The following is an 18,089-nucleotide window of genomic DNA, read 5'->3' on the forward strand; positions in this document are numbered from 1 at the left end:
TGGCGACGTGGCCGCGAGGCGGGTGGGCGAAACGCGGCGGGGCCTGCACGAAGCGCGTCGCAGCCTGCACGAGACGCGTCAGATGTCACGGCCGCGCGCGGCCGCGGTGTGCACGGCGGCCGCGCGCCGCCCTAGACTCCAATCGTTTTCAACCCTGAGGGCAAACCCGTCGAAAGGCGGGGACGCAAAGCTTCCGGCCTACCGCGCGCTGCATCCGCAGCCGCCATGGCAGCGGGGCCGCCAAGACCGCCGGGTCTTGTCGGGCGTGGCCCTCGCCTGCACGAGATTCCGGCCATGCGCAGTTCCCCCGTCTCCTGGACCCTCAGCCTGCTGGCCTGTGCCGCCCTGACCGCCTGCGGCGGCGGTGCCGGCACCGACGCGCCCACCACCCAGACGCTGGCGGCGGACGCGCCGGCAGCCTTCACGCTCAACGTGGCGCTGGACGAGGCGCTGCCCGCCAGCGACATCGAAGCGCTGCCCCAGTTCCACACCGCCGCCGTGCAGCTGGACGAGCCGGTGGACGGCGCCGAGCCGCACCGCGCGCAGGCGGCAGCCGGCGTGGGCACGCGCGGCCTGACGCTGGCCGGGCTGGACGACGCGCTGCGCCCGCGCGCGATGGCCGCCGGCACCGGCGAAGCCGCGCCGATGGCCACGACGACGACGGTCACCACCTACACGCCCACGCAGATCCGCGCCGCCTACGGGCTGCCGGCGCTGGCCGGCGCCACGCCCGCGCAGCTGGGCGCCGGCCAGACGATCTACATCGTCAACGCCAAGCACGACCCCAACATCGCCGCCGAGCTGGCCGCGTTCAACACCAAGTTCGGCCTGCCCGGCTGCACCACGCGCACGCTGGCCGCGAACGCCGCGCTGCCGCTGGCGGCCGCGCCCGCAACAAGCTGCGAGCTGGTCGTCGCCTACAGCGCCGGTGCCAACCTGACGGCCACCGCGCCGGCCTACGACAGCGGCTGGGCCACCGAGATCGCGCTGGACGTGCAGTGGGCCCATGCCACCGCGCCGCTGGCCCGCCTGGTGCTCATCGAGGCGCCGGACGCCGGCGTCGCCAGCCTCTCCAACGCCGTCGCGCTGGCCAACAAGATGGGGCCCGGCGTCGTCTCCATGAGCTTCGGCGCCGCCGAGGGCAGCTGGATGACCGGCTACGACGGCGTCTTCAACACCGCCGGCATGAGCTACCTGGCCGCCACCGGCGACAACGGCGCCGCGGTGTCGTGGCCGTCGGCGTCCAGCCGCGTGCTGGCCGTGGGCGGCACCACGCTGACGTACAGCGGCAGCGGCGCGCGCAGCGAAACCACCTGGAGCGGCACCGGCGGCGGCACCAGCGCCTACGTGGCGCTGCCCACCTATCAAAGCGGCAGCATCGCCGGCTACGCACGCCGCGCGGTGGCCGACGTGGCATTCAACGCCAACCCCAACTCGGGCCAGTACGTGGCCGTCATCTCGCCGGGCACGACCGCGGTGCGCTGGGTCAGCGCCGGCGGCACCAGCCTGTCCACGCCGCAATGGGCCGGCCTGCTGGCCGTGGCCAACGCACAGCGCGCCGCATCGGGCAAGGCGGCGCTGGGCCAGCCGCACGCAGCGCTGTACCAGCAGGTGGGCGCCGTGCCCACGGCCTACGCCGCCGCGTTCAAGGACGTGTCCACCGGCACCAACGGCAGCTGCACCACCTGCACGGCCAAGGCCGGCTACGACACGCCCACCGGCTGGGGCACGCCCAATGCCACGGCGCTGTGGACCAGCCTGGGCAGCGCCGCTGCCGGCACGACCGGCACCACCGGCAGCACGCCTGTCGCCAGCACGGCGCCCAAGCTCACCACCACCAGCCTCACCGGCGTGGCCGGCAAGGCGCTGAACGCCAGCATCGGCTACAGCGCGCCGGGCGCCACCTCGCTGTCCATCACCATCAGCGGCGCGGCCAGCGGCATGAGCTTCTCGGCCAGCAGCAGCGGCATCGCCGTCAGCTGGCCCAAGCCGGTGACGGGCACCGTCAACCTGGCCATCACGCTGAAGGACAACCTGGGCCAGACCAGCACCGGCACCGTGGCCGTGAAGATCAGCGCCAGCTGACGCGCGCCACCAGCCCGCCGCCGTCGCGCGGCAGCAGCTGCAGCTCGGCCCCCTCGGCGCGCGCGATGCGCTCGACGATGGCCAGCCCCAGGCCCGAGCCCGGCACGCCGCCCCGCGCGGCGTCGCCGCGCTGGAACGGCCGCTTGAGCGCCTCCACACGCGCCGGCGCGATGCCGGGGCCACGGTCGCGCACCTCGATCCACGCACGACCCGCCGTCTCGCCGCAGGCCAGCTCGAGGGGCGGCGCGCCATGCGTCTGCGCGTTGACGACGAGGTTGAGCACCAGCCGCCGCAGCGCCTGCGGGCGCGCCTGGCGGTGCACGGCCTGGCCGGGCGCCAGCGTGGGCTGCGGCAGACCCGGGGCCAGCGCCAGCGTCTCGGCCAGGAAGGCGCGCAGCTCGATGTCCACAGCCGGCAGGTCCTGCTCGGCCGGGTGCGACGCGCGCGCGTAGTCCAGGAACTGCGTCAGCATGCCGTCCAGCCCGTGCAGGCTGCGGTCCAGCGTGTCCAGCAGCTCGCGGTCGGCCTGGCCGGCCGGCATCGAATCGCGCAGCAGCTCGCTGGCCAGCCGGATCTTGGCCAGCGGCGTGCGCAGGTCGTGCGACAGGCCGGCCAGCATCAGCAGGCGCTCCTCCTCGTCGCGAGCCAGCGCGGCGGCCATGTCGTTGAAGCCGCGCGCCAGCGCCGCCGTCTCGGCCGGGCCGTCGGTGGGCAACGCGAGCCGGCGCTGGCCTTCGCCCACGGCCTTGGTCGCCGCCACCAGCCGCGCCAGCGGCCGGTTGATGCGGCGCTGGATCAGCCACGCGCCCAGCAGCGCCAGCGCGCCGCTGACGGCGCTGGCGATGATCCAGGTGCGCGCGAAGCGATGCGCCGGCTGCACGGACGGCACCACCAGCCAGAACGGCACGTCGGGCAGCTTCACGGCCAGCAGCCCGCTGGGCTCGCGGCGCCAGGCCAGCTCCGACGCCTGCAACCCCAGCTGCGCCGCCAGCTCGGCCAGGAAGCCGCGCTCAAGCAGCGTCGGCCGCTCGCGGCGCTTCTCGTCCGGCCCCACCGCGGCGCGCGCGTTGAAGCGGGCGACGAAGCCGGCCCGCTGCTCCTGCGGCAACAGGATCAGGCCCTCGGCCACCGCCTGCAGGCCGCGCGCCGTGGCCTCCGCCGACTGCTTGAGCCGCGGCCGCGCGATGAACTGCCCGTAGGCCAGCGCATTGACGACCTGGCCCAGCACGATCAGCGCCACGATGAGCCACAGGTTGCGGCCGAACAGGGTGGACAGGCCCCAGGTCATCGCGCGTCGGGCTCGGGGATGAAGACATAGCCGAGGCCCCACACCGTCTGGATGTGGCGCGGCATGCCGGGGTCGGCCTCGACGAGGCGGCGCAGCCGCATGATCTGCACGTCCAGGCTGCGGTCGCTGACGCCATGGTCATCGCCGTGCGCGAGCGTCAGCAGCTTCTCGCGGCCCAGCGGCCGGTTGGGCTGGCTGGCCAGCGCGCGCAGCAGCTGGAACTCGACGGTGCTGATCTCGACCTCGACGCCGTCGCGCTCCAGCCGGCGCTGGCTGGGGTAGAGCGTGAAAGGCCCGAAGTTCACCGCGGCCTCGCCGGCTGGGCCCAGGTGGGCGCCCAGCTGCTGCTGGCGGCGCACCATGGCCTGGAGGCGGGCCAGCAGCTCGCGCGGCGCGAAGGGCTTGGTGAGGTAGTCGTCGGCGCCCATCTCCAGGCCCAGCACGCGGTCCACGAGGTCGCCGCGCGCGGTCAGCATCAGGATGGGAATGGTCTCGCCCTGCGCGCGCAGGCGCCGGCACAGCGACAGGCCGTCCTCGCCCGGCATCATCAGGTCCAGCACCAGCACGTCGAAGCGCTCGCGCGCCAGCAGCTGCGCGGCCGCACCGGCATCGGGCACGGCGCGCACGCTGAGGCCCTGCTCGGTCAGGTAGCGCTGCAGCAGGCCGCGCAGTTCGGCTTCGTCGTCGGCGATGAGGATGCGGGTCATACAGCGATGTTAGGGACGCCACGCCGGGCCGCCGCCACGGAAATGGATGACAAACCGTTGCACCGCGGCGCCGGTGTCAGCGGCTGCAAGCAGTGCAACAACGCTTGCAACCTGCGCGCCGGCGCCGGCGGGCAGCATGGCGCCATGCCCTCCACCGCACACACCCTCCTCCTCCTGCTCGCCGGCGCGCCGCTGTGGGTGCAGGCCGCCCCCACGCCGGCGCAGCGGGCCGACGCGGCACGGCTGACGGCCGAGGCGTCCGCCGCCTGCGTGGCCGCCCAGCCCTTCTACTGGGAGCTGGGCGACGCGACACAGCCGCTGGCCAGCGGCCGGGCGGGCGACGGCGCGCCGGAGCGCGACACGCGGATGGCCATCGCGTCGGCGTCGAAGTGGCTGTACGGCGCCTTCGTCGCCGAGCGCCGCCAGGGGCAGTTGACGGCCGAGGACGTGAAGTTCCTGCACTTCCAGTCCGGCTACACGAACTACCGTGTGTGCCGGCGCGACCAGACCATCGCCGCCTGCCTGGACAGCCCGCTCAACGGCCGCGGCCGCCCGGACCCGGCCACCGAGAACCGCTTCGCCTACAACGGCGGCCACCTGCAGAAGCACGCGGTGCTGATGGGGCTGGGCGCTCAGGGCCCCGACGGGCTGGCCCAGGCGGTGCAGCAGGCGCTCGCGCCTGCGCTGGGCGCCGACTGGCGCCTGAGCTACAGCCAGGCCATGCCGGCCGGCGGCGGCGTGACGAGCGCGGCCGACTACGCCAGCTTCCTGCGCGCGCTGCTGGATGGCCGGCTGCAGCTGGGCGCGCTGCTGGGCACGCAGGCCGTGTGCACCCAGCCGCAGGCCTGCCCGCGCGACGCGGTGAAGACGCCCATCCCGAGCGCCGAGCGCTGGCACTACAGCCTGGCCCACTGGGTGGAGGACGACCCGCAGGTGGGCGACGGCGCGTTCAGCAGCCCTGGCGCGTTCGGCTTCTACCCGTGGATCAGCGCGGACAAGCGCTTCTACGGCCTGGTGGCCCGCGAGCAGCGCCACGGCGTGCTGAGCATGGACGCCGGCGAAAAGCCCGCGGTGGCGTCGGTGGGCTGCGGCCGGCAGATCCGCGCGGCGTGGCTGGACGGCCAGCCGCGCCGCTGAATCTTCATCAACGAGGACGCGCTATGCACTTCCGATCCCTGTCCGCACTGGCGCTGGCCGCCACGCTGGCCGCCTGCGGTGGCGGCGGCGACAACCCCGCCCCCACGCCGCCGCCAACGGCGACCGACCAGCTCGTGGCCACCACCGTGGCGGGCTTCCCGCATGCGGTCAACGTCTATCGCATGGCCGGCGCCACGCGCGCCATCGTGCTGCTGCACGGCGGCGCCGGTGACCTGAACGCGGTGGCCTACCAGGTGGGGCTGAACGGCAGCGCCACCACGACGACGGCGGCGTCCATCAACTGGGCCTGGCTGCACGCCCACCAGGTGACGCTCGTCGTCCCGCAGGGCCAGCACATCGCCAGCAACCCGGGTGCGGCGACGTGGAGCAACCACGCGATGACGTCGGGCCAGGACGACAAGGCCTTCCTGCAGGCGCTGGCGGCCAAGGTGCGCAGCGAATACGGCCTCGCCGACATCACGCTGATGGGCCACTCGATGGGCGGCGTGATGACCAACCGGATGTGGTGCGAATCCGCCACCACGTTCAACCGTTATGTGTCGCTGGCGGGGCCGGCGTCGTCCGCGTTCGGCCAGCCCGCCACGCCGTGCGCGCCGGGCAGCGCCGCGCCGCCCTACCTGGGCATCATCGGCGACAGCGACAGCGTCATGCAGACCACCGGCGCCTGGGACGCCGCCACGTGGACGGTGAACCCGGCCGTCGTGGCGTCATCGCGCGAGGCGTGGGTGAATGCCGTCGTGCTCGGCGAGTTCCGCCAGCAGCAGGCACGCACGGCGCTGGCCTGCGGCGGCACGCTGGATGCCGGCGCCTTTACGAGCGCCGGCAACGTCGACACCTGGCAGAGCTGCGCCGGCCGGCTGGTGCTCCAGCGCGTGCGCGGCGCCGACCACGGTGTGGCCTCGCTGGATGCCCGGATGGGGACGACGTCCACCACGGATGTGATGGACGCCGTCATGGCGTTTGTGGCGGCGCACTGACTCGACCCAGCGCGCCCCCGGCGTCATCGCGCCTTCAAACGCCGTTCCCAACCGGTACGGTGTCAGCGGACGATGCGGTCGGTTTCCAGCGCGACGCGGTCGACGCTGCCGTCGCCGTTGCGGAACATGCGCACGCGGCGCATGCCGTCGGGGCTGACGAGCAGCTCGTTGCTCTGGGCGGTCCAGGCTTCGAGCGGGCTCTCGTCGAGGCCGACACCCACGCGACGCGCGCCGACGTGGACCTTGAGCGTGCGGCCGTCGTCCAGCAGGTACTCGCCCTGGGCCAGGCGCAGCATGGAGCGGGCGGCTTCCGCCGGGACGGTGGGTTCCTGGGCGCTCGCAGGCGCGGTCAGCGAGAGGGTGGCGAGCAGGGCGGCCGACAGCGTGAGCGGGCGCAGGTTCCAGGTCTTCATGGTGGGGTACTCCTTGGGTTTCCCGAGGCCAGTCGCCTCGGCACAAACCCTAGTGCAAAGCCCGTGCCAGCTTTAAAACCCGGATTTACCCGCCCCTATCCTCAATTTGTGCCCCAGCAGGGAGCCGGGCTGCGCCGTCTCAGGGCCTGGCGCCTCGCGATGGCGCCCGGCGGCGCCACCAGGCGACCCCGGCGCCCAGCAGCGCGACGACGGCCAGCCCGGTCGATTCGGGCTCGGGCACGGTGTTGACGACGACGACGTTGTCCAGCGAGATGTAGCCGGAACCCCGGCCGCCGCTGATGCTGGCGCCCAGCACGTCCTGGCCGATGACCAGCGTGCTGTAGCTGCGGTCCAGCACGGCGCTAACGCTGCCGGTGCCGCCGCCCACCAGCTGGTAGGTGACGGTGATGGTGCTGCCCACGTCGATGTCGGGCACGTACCAGGACAGCCCCAGGTCCAGCCGGTCCAGGAAGAACGCGGTGCCGTCGACAGCGGCGATGGACAGCGGGTCGCTGCCGTACAGCAGCGTGGCCGTGCCGTTGTAGGCGCCGGACAGCGGGTTGCCGTTCAGGTCGGCGGGCGGGCGGTCTTCGACGCCCACGCATTCCAGGCAAGCCACCGAAAACAGGAAGCCGTCGGTCTCGATGCTGCCCGCGTAGGCATAGCGCGGCGCGTAGCTGTCGAAGGTGACGACGGCAGCCGACGCCGGGCCGAGGGCCGCGGCCAGCAGCAGCGAGGCGAGGATGCGCATGGATGTCTCCGGCGGTCTTGTTCTGGAAGGCCCGCCCATGCTGCCAGCACCATCGAGCGGCAAATGGCGCGTACCCCGCGTTCGCGGGGCTGCGATTCGTGGGGGGGAGAGCCCCTCCCTAGAGCCCGGCGATCAGCGTCGCCACCTCGGCCGCCGAACGCACGCCCAGCTTGGCGAACACGCGGGCGCGGTGCACTTCCACGGTGCGGATGGACACGTGCAGCTCGTCGGCAATGATCTTGTTGAGCTTGCCGGCGGCCACGCGGGTCATGACCTCGCGTTCGCGCTCGGTCAGGCTGGCCAGCCGCGCGGACCGCTCGGCGGCCTGCGCGCCCTCGGCCTGCATCGCGGCGTCCACCGCCAGCGCCTGCTCGATGCGGTCGGCCAGCGCGTTGTCGCTGTAGGGCTTCTCCAGGAAGTCGAACGCGCCCTTCTTCAGCGCCTCCACCACCATCGGGATGTCGCCATGCCCGGTCAGGAACAGCACCGGGTTCTTCAGCCGGCGCGCCAGCAGCTCGTCGTGCAGCCGCGTGCCGCTCATGGGCTCCATGCGCACGTCCAGCAGGAAGATGCCGCGCGGCGGCGCGCGCTCCACGTCCAGCGCGTCCAGCAGCGCGGGGCCGCTGGCGAAGGTGCGCACGTCCAGCCCGCGCGAGCGCATCAGGAAGGCGAGCGCGTCGCGCACGCCGGGGTCGTCATCGACGAGATGGATGGTGCCCATCCGCGGTTCAGGCATGGACGGTCTCCTGGCTCAACGGAAGGCTGAATGAGAACAGCGCGCCGCCGCCCACGGCCTCCTCGGCATCGAGCACGCCCTGGTGGGCCTCGACGATGGAGCGGCAGATGGCCAGGCCCATGCCCATGCCGTCGGCCTTGGTGGAATAGAACGGCGCGCACAGCTGCTCGATGCGCCGGCCGGCCAGGCCGGGGCCGTTGTCGCGCACGTCGATGCGCACGAACTCGCCGGCCACGTGGCTGCTGACGGCGATGCGCCGGCCGGTCTCCCGCGCCTGCAGCGCATCGGCCGCGTTGCGCACCAGGTTGATGACGACCTGCTCGATGAGCACGGCGTCGGCCAGCACCGCCGGCACGCTGGCGGCGAGGTGCTGCTCCAGCGCGACGCCACGGCGCTGCAGGTCGCGCCGCAGCAGCTCCAGCGCGGCGCTGATGACGTCGTTGACGTCGCAGGGCTCGTGGCGGGGCTCGCGCCGCGTCAGGAACTCGCGGATGCGCGCGACGATGCGGCCGGCGTGCTCGGCCTGCTGGCCCAGCCGCTGCAGCGCGCCGAGCACCAGCTCGTCCTGCACACCCAGCTTGGCCAGCGAGTTGCTGATGCCGGCGTTGTAGCTGGCGATGGCCGTCAGCGGCTGGTTCAGCTCGTGCGCCAGCGTGGAGGCCACCTCGCCCAGCATCGTCAGCCGCGCGTTGTGGGCCAGCGTCTCGACCTCGCGGCGCTCGCGCTCCTCCAGCCGCTTGGCGTTGGTGATGTCCAGGATGGAGCCCATCCAGCCGATCTGCCGGCCTGTGGCGTCCACCAGCGGCGACTCGAACACCATCACGTCCACCAGGCGGCCGGAGCTGTGCTGCCAGCGCGCCTCGAAGCCCTCGCGCGGCGCGCCGCCGGCGAGATTGCGGCGGTTGCGCTCGGTCAGCTCTTCGAGCGAGTCCGGCGGCCAGTAGGGCATGGGCGGCAGCTGGCCCAGCATCTGCTCGGCCGGCACGCCCACCATCTCGCAGAAGGTGCGGTTCACGTACAGCAGCCGGCCGTCGAAGTCGCGGGCGCGCAGCGCGACCAGCGCCGAGTCCTCCATCGCGCGGCGCCACGCGGCCTCGGTGCGCCAGGCGCCTTCGGCGCGCTGCACGTGGCGCATCTGGCGGCGCAGCAGCCAGCTGGCCACGGCGATGGCCGGCAGGAAGCCGGCCACCAGCACCCAGGCCAGCGGCCGCATGCCGTCGGGCACGGGCTCGCGCAGCGTCAGCTCCAGCGCGGCGTCGGTCAGCGTGGCGTCGGTCAGCGGGCTGGCACGCAGCGGGCCCGTCAGCGCCACGCGGTAGCTGGGCCGTGGCCCCTGGGCGGCGCGCAGCGGCGACTCGGTGCTGGACGCAATCACCTGGTCGGCGCTGTCCACCAGCTGCAGGTCGTACTTGCGCGCCAGCCACCACGGCACGCCGCGCTTGAGCAGCAGCGCCGGCGCGTAGCGCACCACCAGCACGCCGTCCGGCGCCACCGGCGCGGTCATGTGCAGCGACAGGCCGTCTTCGTAGCGGTTGGCGCCGGGTTCGGCCGGCACCTCGGCCAGCACGCGGTTGCGACCGTCCAGCCAGGTGACGGACAGCCACAGCCGCCGCAGCCCGGCGTTGACCTCCGGGTGCGCCGCCAGCGCCGCCTCGCTGGGCGCCACGCCGGCCAGTGCGTCGGCGAGGTGGCGCAGGTGGGCCTGCTCCTCGTCGATGCGGGCGCGCAGCTGCACCTCGGTGCTGAGCGCGTCGGAGATCAGCGTCTGCCGCTGCACCTCCTGCTCCTCGACGCTGTTGGCGCGCACCCACGCCAGCACGCCGCCCACGAAAATGAGCGACAGCAGCAGCGGCGCCAGCCACAGGCCGCGGATCAGGAACCTTCGCACCGTCATGACGCGCAGTCTAAGAACCCCCGGGCCCGCCGGGCATGTGGAACTCCACAGCCCGGCCCCGCCAACCGCCCCGCAGAATCGCGCCCACAAGAATCAGGAGACCGCCATGCCCCTGCGCCGCCTCGTGCTTGCCGCCGCGCTGGCCCTGCCCGTGGCCGGCCAGGCCCAGAGCCAGGGCCCCATCGTCATCAAGTTCAGCCACGTCGTCGCGCCGGAGACGCCCAAGGGCAAGGCGGCGCAGCGCTTCAAGGAACTGGCGGAGGCGCGCACCGGCGGGCGCGTGCGCGTGGAGGTCTACCCGAACAGCCAGCTCTACAAGGACAAGGAAGAGATGGAGGCGCTGCAGCTGGGCAGCGTGCAGATGCTGGCGCCGTCGCTGGCCAAATTCGGGCCGCTGGGCGTGAAGGAGTTCGAGGTCTTCGACCTGCCCTACCTGTTCAAGGACACGGCCGCCTTCCACGCCGTCACCGAGGGGCCGCTGGGCGCCGAGCTGTTCCGCAAGCTGGAGCCCAAGGGCATCCGCGGGCTGGCCTACTGGGACAACGGCTTCCAGATCATGAGCGCCAACCGGCCGCTGCGCCAGGTCGGCGACTTCAAGGGGCTGAAGATGCGCATCCAGGCCAGCAAGGTGCTGGACGCGCAGATGCGCGCTTTGGGCGCCGTGCCGCAGGTGATGGCCTTCAGCGAGCTGTACCAGGCGCTGCAGACCGGCCTCGTCGACGGCACCGAGGGCGTGCCGAGCAACTTCTACACGCAGAAGATCTACGAGGTGCAGAAGCACATGACGCTGTCCAACCACGGCCACCTGGCCTACGCGGTCATCGTCAACAAGAAGTTCTGGGACGGCCTGCCCGCCGACGTGCGCACGTCGCTGGAGGCGGCCGTGCGGGAGACGGCCGTCTACGCCAACGCGATCGCCAGCAAGGAGAACGCCGCCGCGCTGCAGGCCATCCAGGCCAGCGGTCGCACGCAGCTCTACACGCCCACGCCGGCCGAGGCCAACGCGTGGAAGAAGGCGCTGATGCCGGTGCACCGCGAGATGGCAGCGCGCGTGGGCCCGCCCACCATCGCGGCGGCCTACCGGGCGGCCGGCTTCGTCGCACCTGACTAGGGCCTGTTCGCGCCACGGCACGCAACTTGCACTGCAGCGGGGCATGGACACGCCCCCCTTCCCCTTGCCGGGCCTGCGCGTGCTGCTGGCCGACGCCGGCCAGCGCCGCAGTCCCGTCATCCGTTTCGAACTGATCCGGCTGCGCTGCCAGCTCGTCGACGTGCTGGACCTCGTGGCCGAGCCCGAGGCGCTGGCCCGATCGCTGCAGCGCCCGACGCCCGAGCTGCTGCTGATCGACTGCGAGCAGCCCTCGGCGGCGCTGCTGACCCAGCTGGCCCAGCTGCAGGCCCAGCGGCCGCGAGCCGTGCTGCTGGTGGCAGAGCAGATGACGCCCGAGCAGATGCGCGCCGCCCTGAAGGCGGGCGTCAGCGCCCTGCAACTGGCCGGCCTGCCGCCGCAGCGGCTGGGCGCGCTGCTGCAGCTGGCGCTGGCCCGCTTTGAGCACGACCAGGCGCTGCTGACCGAGCTGCGCCAGACGCAGACGCAGCTGGCCGAGCGCAAGCTCGTCGAGCGCGCACGCGGCATCCTGATGCGCGAGCAGGGGCTGGACGAGGAGAGCGCCTTCCAGCGACTGCGCCAGCTCGCCATGACGGGTGGCCAGACGCTGGCCAGCGTCGCCTCCCGCCTCATCGACGCCGACCAGCTGCTGCGCCCGCGCCAATAGCCGGCCCTCGCCGCGCACCGCGATCGAGCCCCGTCTCCGGCTTGGGGCGCGGCGCACCAACAAGCACTCACCTTCCACGCACCGGCGCCGCGCAAACCGCACGCCGGTGCCGCCGCATTGCGCCAAGCCCGTGCGCCGACGCGCCCGAAGCGGCCCGCGCAAGCTGGCACGCAATCTGCTGAACGGGGTGTGAGGCCTGCAATGGCGCAGGCCTCTCGGGCCGGCCGGCTGTGAGACGGCCGGCACTTCGGGACAACGGCGTCCGACCTCCCCCATTGCGTCTTCGCTGCACGGCAGCGCGGGCGGAGCGTGGCCGCGACGGCGTTGAGCCCAGCATGACTCAGGAGCCCGTGATGACCGCCTTCGATAACTCGACGACCACGCCCAACCCGCAGCGCCGCCAACTGCTCGCCGCTGCCGCCGCCCTGCCCTTCGCCGGGCTCGCCGGTGGCGCCTGGGCCCAAGGCTCGGACAAGCCCGAGAAGGAAGAAGTCCGCATCGGCTTCATCCCGCTGACCGACTGCGCCTCCGTCGTCATGGCGTCGGTGCTGGGCTTCGACAAGAAGTACGGCATCAAGATCATCCCCACCAAGGAAGCCTCCTGGGCCGGCGTGCGCGACAAGCTCGTCAACGGCGAGCTGGACATGTCGCACGTGCTGTATGGCCTGATCTACGGCGTGCACCTGGGGCTGGGCGGCCCCAAGAAGGACATGGCCGTGCTCATGTCCCTGAACAACAACGGCCAGGCCATCACGCTGTCCAAGGCGCTGGCCGACAAGGGCGCGGTGGACGGCCCGAGCCTGGCCAAGGTGATGGCCGCCAACCCGCGCGAGTACACCTTCGCCGGCACCTTCCCGACCGGCACGCACGCGATGTGGATGCACTACTGGCTGGCCGCCGCGGGCATCAACCCGCTGTCGGGCGCCAAGCTCATAACCGTGCCGCCGCCGCAGATGGTGGCCAACATGCGCGTGGGCAACATGGACGGCTTCTGCGTCGGCGAGCCCTGGAACCACCGCGCCATCATGGATGGCATCGGCATCACCGCCAACACGACGCAGGACGTCTGGAAGGACCACCCCGAGAAGGTGCTGGGTACCACCGCCGAGTTCGCGCAGAAGTATCCCAACACCTGCCGCGCCGTGCTGATGGCCGTGCTGGAGGCCAGCCGCTGGATCGACGCCAGCCTGTCCAACAAGCTCAAGATGGCCGAGACCGTGGCGCAGAAGAGCTACATCAACACCGGTGTGGACGCGATCAACCAGCGCATCCTGGGCCGCTACCAGAACGGCCTGGGCAAGACCTGGGACGACCCCAACCACATGAAGTTCTTCAACGACGGCGCGGTGAATTACCCCTACCTGTCGGACGGCATGTGGTTCCTGACCCAGCACAAGCGCTGGGGCCTGCTGAAGAGCCACCCCGACTACCTGGCCGTGGCCAAACAGATCAACCAGACGGCGCTCTACAAGCAGGCCGCCGGCGCGCTGGGCATCAGCGTGCCCAAGAGCGACTTCCGCACCGCCAAGCTGATGGACGGCGTGGTGTGGGACGGCAAGGACCCGGCGAAGTACGCCGACAGCTTCAAGATCAAGGCGTAAATCATGGTCTCCGCAGTCTTCCATTCCCCTGGCGACAACGTCGCCCCCGCCACCGCCACCACCACCCCGGCGGTCCCGCCCACCGGGGCCACCCGCGCCGCCACGGCCGCCAACGACACCACACCGCCGAAGGCCGCGGCACCGCGCAAAGCCATCGACTGGCGCGGCATCGCGCTGAAGGTGCTGCCGCCCGTGATCAGCATCGCGCTGCTCATCGGCCTGTGGGCCATCGCCACGATGAAGGGCGGCGCCTTCCCGACGCCGGCCGCCACCTTCGACGCCGCGATGCAGCTGTTCGCCGACCCTTTCTACCGCAACGGCCCCAACGACCAGGGCATCGGCTGGAACATCCTGAACTCGCTGGGCCGCGTGGGCATGGGCTTCGGCCTGGCCGCGCTGGTGGGCATCCCGCTGGGCTTCGTCATCGGCCGCTTCGAGTTCGCCAACCGCATGGTGTCGCCGCTGATCGCGCTGCTCAAGCCCGTGTCGCCGCTGGCCTGGCTGCCCATCGGCCTGCTGGCGTTCAAGAGCGCCAACCCGGCTGCGATCTGGACCATCTTCATCTGCTCGATCTGGCCGATGGTCGTGAACACCGCGGTGGGCGTGCAGCGCGTGCCGCAGGACTACCTGAACGTCGCCCGCGTGCTCAAGCTCAGCGAGTGGAAGGTCATCACGCGCATCCTGCTGCCGGCGGTGCTGCCGTACGTGCTGACCGGCGTTCGCCTGTCCGTGGGCACGGCCTGGCTGGTCATCGTCGCGGCCGAGATGCTGACTGGCGGCGTGGGCATCGGCTTCTGGGTCTGGGACGAATGGAACAACCTCAACGTCGCCCACATCCTCATCGCGATTTTCGTCATCGGCACCGTCGGGCTGTTGCTTGAATGGGCGCTGATCTCCCTCGCCAAGCACTTCACCTTTGAAGAGGATTGATGCCATGAAGCCGTTCATTCAGGTTCAAGACGCCGAGATGGTGTTCACCACCCGCAAGGGTCGCTTCCACGCGCTGCAGAACGTCAACCTCGACGTGCAGCGCGGCGAGTTCATCACGCTGATCGGCCACTCCGGCTGCGGCAAGTCCACGCTGCTCAACCTCATCGCCGGCCTGCTGACGCCGACATCGGGCGTGCTGATCTGCGACGGCCGCGAGATCGCCGCGCCGGGGCCGGAGCGCTCGGTGGTGTTCCAGAACCACTCGCTGCTGCCGTGGCTCTCGTGCCTGGACAACGTGCTGCTGGCCGTGGAGTCGGTCTTCGGCGGCAAGGAAAGCCAGGCCCAGCTGAAGGTGCGCGCCCGCGCCGCGCTGGAGCTGGTGGGCATGAGCCACGCGCTGCACAAGCGCCCGCACGAGATCTCCGGCGGCATGAAGCAGCGCGTGGGCATCGCCCGCGCGCTGGCCATGGAGCCCAAGGTGCTGCTGATGGACGAGCCCTTCGGCGCGCTGGACGCGCTGACCCGCGCCAAGCTGCAGGACGAGCTGCTGAAGATCGTCGCGCGCACGCAGAGCACCGTCATCATGGTCACGCACGATGTCGACGAGGCCGTGCTGCTGAGCGACCGCATCGTCATGATGACCAACGGCCCGGCCGCGACCATCGGCGAGATCCTCAGCGTCGACATCCCGCGCCCGCGCGTGCGCGTCGAACTGGCCGAAGACCCGCGCTACATCGCGGCGCGCAAGGAGGTCATCGACTTCCTGTACACGCGGCATGCCCACGTCGAGCAGGCGGCTTGAACTGTTGACCCCTCGCCGGCCCTGCCGGCGTTGAGCCGCAAGCACATCGCCCGCGGGCCGGCTTGGGGCGGCCCGCCGTTAGAACACCACCTCGGCCCGCAGCCCGCCCTCGGGCCGGTTGCTGAGCACCAGCGCCGCGCCCTGGCGCCGCACCAGTTGCTGGGCGATGTACAGGCCCAGCCCGGTGCCACCGGTCTCGCGGTTGCGTGAGCCCTCTACGCGGCGGAACGGCTGGCGCACGCGGTCCAGCTCGGCCTCGGGGATGCCGGGGCCGTCGTCCTCCACCACCAGCCGCGTCACGCCACCGCCCAGCTCGACGCTGACGCGCGCGTTGCCGGCATAGCGCAGCGCATTGCCGACGAGGTTGTCGACGACGCGGCGCAGCGCCATCGGGTCGGCCGTGACGACGGCCGCCGGGCCGCCGAAGCTGACGGCCGCGCCGGTCTCGGCCAGGTCGTCCACGGCCGACTGCGCCAGCGCCGACAGGTCCACCCGCTGCGCCTGGGCCGTCTCCGCGGGGCGGAACACCTCGATGACGCTCTCGACGAGCTGGTTCATCTCGCGCAGGTCCTCGATGCAGCGCTCGCGCACCTTGGGCTCCACGTCGCCCGTCTCCAGCCGCAGTCGCATGCGCGTCAGCGGCGTGCGCAGGTCGTGCGAGATGGCCGCGATCATCAGGCCGCGCTCCTCGAACTGGCCGCTCAGCTCGGCCGCCATGCGGTTGAACACGACGGCCGCATCGCGCACCTCGCGGGTGCCCTCGTCCTCGGCCAGTGCGGGTGCCGCCCGGCCGCGGGCCAGCGCGGGCGTCAGCTGCTGGGCGGCGCTAACGAGCCGGCGCACCGGCCCGGCCAGCCAGCGCGAGCCCCACCAGGCCGCCAGCGCGATGACCAGCAGCCGCACGCCGTAGTCGATGAGGCTGGTGTGCCACGGCAGCGACGGCGGCAGCGACGGGAAGGTGGGCACGTGGGAAGGTCGCGCGAAGCCGGGGTCTCCGGGCGGGCGCCGCCCGGGCGGCGGGCCGGCATCGAAGTCGTCATGCGGCGGCGGGCCGCCAGGGCCGAAGCCGCGCTCGCCGTAGGCCTGGGACGGCGGCCGCGGCCGGTCCGCGCCATGGCCCTGCCAGCTCTGCAGGACGATGCTCCACGCGGCCAGGTGGCTCAGCGCCAGCGCCGCCCACATCAGCAGGAACAGGCGCAGCCCCAGGCTGTCCCAGGACTTCAGCTTGCTCAGCACGGGCTCACCTCGGCATCGAACAGGTAGCCCTCGCCACGCACGGTGCGGATCAGCGCGGGCTCGCGCGCCGTGTCGCCCAGCTTGGCGCGCAGGCGCGACACGGCCAGGTCGATGCTGCGGTCGTTGACCTCGACGCCGGTGGCGCGTGTCAGCTCGATGAGCTGGTCGCGGGTGAGCACGCGGCCCGGCCGCTGCACGAAGGCAGCCAGCAGCCGGAACTCGGCGCTGGACAGCGCGATGCCCACGTCGTCGGCGCTGATGAGCTGGCGCGTCATGCGGTCGAAGCGCCAGCGGCCGAAACGCAGCAGCCGGGTGTCGTCATCTACGGCCGTGGCCTGCCCCTTGTTCGCGCGCCGCACCAGCGCCTGCAGCCGCGCCACCAGCTCGCGCGGCTCGAAGGGCTTGGCCAGGTAGTCGTCGGCGCCCAGCTCCAGCCCGACGACACGGCTCATCGTGTCGCCGCGCGCCGTCAGCATCAGCACCGGCGGCGCGTCGGGCTGGGTGCCCAGCCAGCGCAGCAGCGTCAGGCCGTCCTCGCCGGGCAGCATCAGGTCCAGCACGATGACGTCGGGCCGGGCCTGCGCCAGCAGCTGGCGCATCGCCTGGCCGTCGGCCGCCGCGCCGACCCGCCAGCCGAAACCCTGCAGATAGGTCGTCAGGCTGGTGCGGATCTCGGCGTCGTCGTCGACAACCAGGCAATGTCCATTCATACCGAAATGCCCACTTTCAATCGGGCCACGTAGCCGGCGCTGACGGAGCCGGTAACGGTGGCGAGCTGTGTCGAATAACCATCGCTGAAGATGCCGTCGCTGCTCAGCGAGATGGCATTGTTGTTGGCGGCGCTCTGCCCGTAGCCGCTGGTGGCGTAGACGGCGGTGTTGGCATCCGACGGGAAGCACAGCTGCGAGGTGCGCAGCTTGTTGTTCCAGTTGGTGGCCGTCGTCGTGCTGCGGTAGACCTCGAAGTGGATGTGCGGCACGCGGCCGGCGTAGCAGCCGGGGTAGATGGTCTGGAACACCGCGGTGCCGTCGCTGCCGGTGGCCTGCACGCCGCGCAGGTAGTTCTCGCCGGTCACGCCGCTGGAGTACATGGAGTAGCGGCCCAGCGCATCGCAATGCCACAGGTAGATGGCGTAGCCGGCCAGGTCGGCGCAGGAGGCGTTGGTGTTCACAAGCTCGATGATGACCTGAAGCGGCACGCCCGCGGCGGTGCCGCTGGCGCTGCCGATGCTGGTGCGGATGTCGCTGCGCACGACGCCCGACAGCGCCAGCACGTTGGCGACGCTGCCGTTGGCGGTGTTGGAGCCGTCGCCCGGGTAGGGGCCTTCGGTCTCGGCCGGGATGACGGAGCAGCCGGTCGTCGTGGTCGTGGTGCCGCCCGACGAGCTGCTGCCGGAGGATGAGCTGGACGAGCCGGACGAGGAGGTCGTCGTGCCGGCATCGCCGCCGCCACCGCCGCAGCCGACCAGCGACAGCGCGCCGGCGCCCATCAGCCAGCGCAGCGCGGCGCGGCGCTCGAAGGCCTGCTGGTGCAGGCGGCTCAGGTCATGGGCCAGGCCCTGGTCGTGGTCGTCGTCGTGGTGGTGGTCGTGGTGCATTGCGTCTCCTTCGAAGGGTCGGATGACAGGCATTGCACCGCCGGGATGTATCGGCGGGATCGGCAGATTGTGTCGGGGTCGAAACACGGCGGGCGGCTCGCCAGCTCCCGCCCATGCGGCTCACCACGGCCCGCCCGGG

At 72.0% G+C, this 18,089-nt stretch carries 17 protein-coding genes and 1 riboswitch; of the genes, 8 read left to right on the forward strand and 9 right to left on the reverse strand.

Going from position 1 to position 18,089, the window contains the following annotated elements; genetic code table 11:
* The first annotated feature begins 149 nt into the window (after positions 1 to 149).
* A riboswitch (cyclic di-GMP riboswitch) is annotated at positions 150 to 245 on the forward strand.
* Positions 246 to 294: 49 nt separating this feature from the next.
* Positions 295 to 2,085, forward strand: a complete 1,791-nt coding sequence (locus tag AC1Q7O_RS17820; protein ID WP_492660662.1) for a S53 family peptidase — start codon at positions 295 to 297, stop codon at positions 2,083 to 2,085.
* Here AC1Q7O_RS17820 and AC1Q7O_RS17825 read toward each other — a convergent pair.
* Both AC1Q7O_RS17825 and AC1Q7O_RS17830 read right to left on the reverse strand, forming a co-directional pair.
* Complete coding sequence (locus tag AC1Q7O_RS17825) at positions 2,072 to 3,373, reverse strand: ATP-binding protein (protein ID WP_492660661.1); 1,302 nt, start codon at positions 3,371 to 3,373, stop codon at positions 2,072 to 2,074. The genes AC1Q7O_RS17820 and AC1Q7O_RS17825 overlap by 14 nt on opposite strands.
* Entirely contained in the window at positions 3,370 to 4,080 is a 711-nt protein-coding gene (locus tag AC1Q7O_RS17830) for a response regulator (protein ID WP_492660660.1), read from the reverse strand. The genes AC1Q7O_RS17825 and AC1Q7O_RS17830 overlap by 4 nt, the downstream gene beginning before the upstream one ends.
* A gap of 144 nt (positions 4,081 to 4,224) precedes the next feature.
* Between AC1Q7O_RS17830 and AC1Q7O_RS17835 the strand changes: the two genes are divergently transcribed.
* Positions 4,225 to 5,217: a hypothetical protein gene (locus AC1Q7O_RS17835; protein ID WP_492660659.1), complete on the forward strand. Its 993-nt coding sequence runs from the start codon at positions 4,225 to 4,227 to the stop codon at positions 5,215 to 5,217.
* 23 nt (positions 5,218 to 5,240) lie between these two features.
* Positions 5,241 to 6,215, forward strand: a complete 975-nt coding sequence (locus AC1Q7O_RS17840) for an alpha/beta hydrolase family protein (RefSeq protein ID WP_492660658.1) — start codon at positions 5,241 to 5,243, stop codon at positions 6,213 to 6,215.
* 62 nt (positions 6,216 to 6,277) lie between these two features.
* Here the strand turns inward: AC1Q7O_RS17840 and AC1Q7O_RS17845 are convergent, their stop codons facing one another.
* The 4 genes from AC1Q7O_RS17845 to AC1Q7O_RS17860 form a co-directional block, all read right to left on the reverse strand.
* Complete coding sequence (locus AC1Q7O_RS17845; RefSeq protein ID WP_492660657.1) at positions 6,278 to 6,628, reverse strand: hypothetical protein; 351 nt, start codon at positions 6,626 to 6,628, stop codon at positions 6,278 to 6,280.
* A gap of 139 nt (positions 6,629 to 6,767) precedes the next feature.
* On the reverse strand, positions 6,768 to 7,379 hold the full coding sequence (locus AC1Q7O_RS17850; protein ID WP_492660656.1) for a hypothetical protein: 612 nt from the start codon (positions 7,377 to 7,379) through the stop codon (positions 6,768 to 6,770).
* 118 nt (positions 7,380 to 7,497) lie between these two features.
* Positions 7,498 to 8,115: a response regulator transcription factor gene (locus AC1Q7O_RS17855; protein ID WP_492660655.1), complete on the reverse strand. Its 618-nt coding sequence runs from the start codon at positions 8,113 to 8,115 to the stop codon at positions 7,498 to 7,500.
* On the reverse strand, positions 8,108 to 10,009 hold the full coding sequence (locus AC1Q7O_RS17860) for a sensor histidine kinase (protein WP_492660654.1): 1,902 nt from the start codon (positions 10,007 to 10,009) through the stop codon (positions 8,108 to 8,110). The genes AC1Q7O_RS17855 and AC1Q7O_RS17860 overlap by 8 nt, the downstream gene beginning before the upstream one ends.
* A gap of 106 nt (positions 10,010 to 10,115) precedes the next feature.
* Between AC1Q7O_RS17860 and AC1Q7O_RS17865 the strand changes: the two genes are divergently transcribed.
* The 5 genes from AC1Q7O_RS17865 (at position 10,116) to AC1Q7O_RS17885 (ending at position 15,117) form a co-directional block, all read left to right on the forward strand.
* Positions 10,116 to 11,120: a TRAP transporter substrate-binding protein gene (locus AC1Q7O_RS17865; protein ID WP_492660653.1), complete on the forward strand. Its 1,005-nt coding sequence runs from the start codon at positions 10,116 to 10,118 to the stop codon at positions 11,118 to 11,120.
* A gap of 43 nt (positions 11,121 to 11,163) precedes the next feature.
* On the forward strand, positions 11,164 to 11,784 hold the full coding sequence (locus tag AC1Q7O_RS17870; RefSeq protein WP_492660652.1) for an ANTAR domain-containing response regulator: 621 nt from the start codon (positions 11,164 to 11,166) through the stop codon (positions 11,782 to 11,784).
* A 353-nt stretch (positions 11,785 to 12,137) separates the two neighbouring features.
* Positions 12,138 to 13,385 carry a CmpA/NrtA family ABC transporter substrate-binding protein gene (locus tag AC1Q7O_RS17875; protein WP_492660651.1) on the forward strand — a complete coding sequence of 416 codons (1,248 nt, stop codon included), beginning with the start codon at positions 12,138 to 12,140 and terminating at the stop codon, positions 13,383 to 13,385.
* A 3-nt stretch (positions 13,386 to 13,388) separates the two neighbouring features.
* Positions 13,389 to 14,315 (forward strand): nitrate ABC transporter permease, encoded by a 927-nt coding sequence (gene ntrB / locus AC1Q7O_RS17880; protein ID WP_492660650.1) that lies wholly within the window; start codon positions 13,389 to 13,391, stop codon positions 14,313 to 14,315.
* Between the two features lie 4 nt (positions 14,316 to 14,319).
* The gene (locus tag AC1Q7O_RS17885; protein ID WP_492660649.1) at positions 14,320 to 15,117 is read left to right on the forward strand and encodes an ABC transporter ATP-binding protein; all 798 of its coding nucleotides are present in this window, start codon (positions 14,320 to 14,322) and stop codon (positions 15,115 to 15,117) included.
* A gap of 78 nt (positions 15,118 to 15,195) precedes the next feature.
* On the opposite strand, the gene AC1Q7O_RS17890 is transcribed toward AC1Q7O_RS17885, so the two are convergent.
* The 3 genes from AC1Q7O_RS17890 to AC1Q7O_RS17900 are packed head-to-tail and all read right to left on the reverse strand — an operon-like array spanning position 15,196 to position 17,950.
* On the reverse strand, positions 15,196 to 16,353 hold the full coding sequence (locus AC1Q7O_RS17890; protein WP_492660648.1) for an ATP-binding protein: 1,158 nt from the start codon (positions 16,351 to 16,353) through the stop codon (positions 15,196 to 15,198).
* Positions 16,347 to 17,063 carry a response regulator gene (locus AC1Q7O_RS17895; RefSeq protein WP_492660647.1) on the reverse strand — a complete coding sequence of 239 codons (717 nt, stop codon included), beginning with the start codon at positions 17,061 to 17,063 and terminating at the stop codon, positions 16,347 to 16,349. The genes AC1Q7O_RS17890 and AC1Q7O_RS17895 overlap by 7 nt, the downstream gene beginning before the upstream one ends.
* On the reverse strand, positions 17,060 to 17,950 hold the full coding sequence (locus AC1Q7O_RS17900; protein ID WP_492660646.1) for a dioxygenase family protein: 891 nt from the start codon (positions 17,948 to 17,950) through the stop codon (positions 17,060 to 17,062). Before AC1Q7O_RS17900 ends, AC1Q7O_RS17895 begins: the two co-directional genes overlap by 4 nt.
* Positions 17,951 to 18,089: the final 139 nt, after the last annotated feature.

The organism is Roseateles sp. GW823-FHT07B05, from assembly GCF_058794515.1.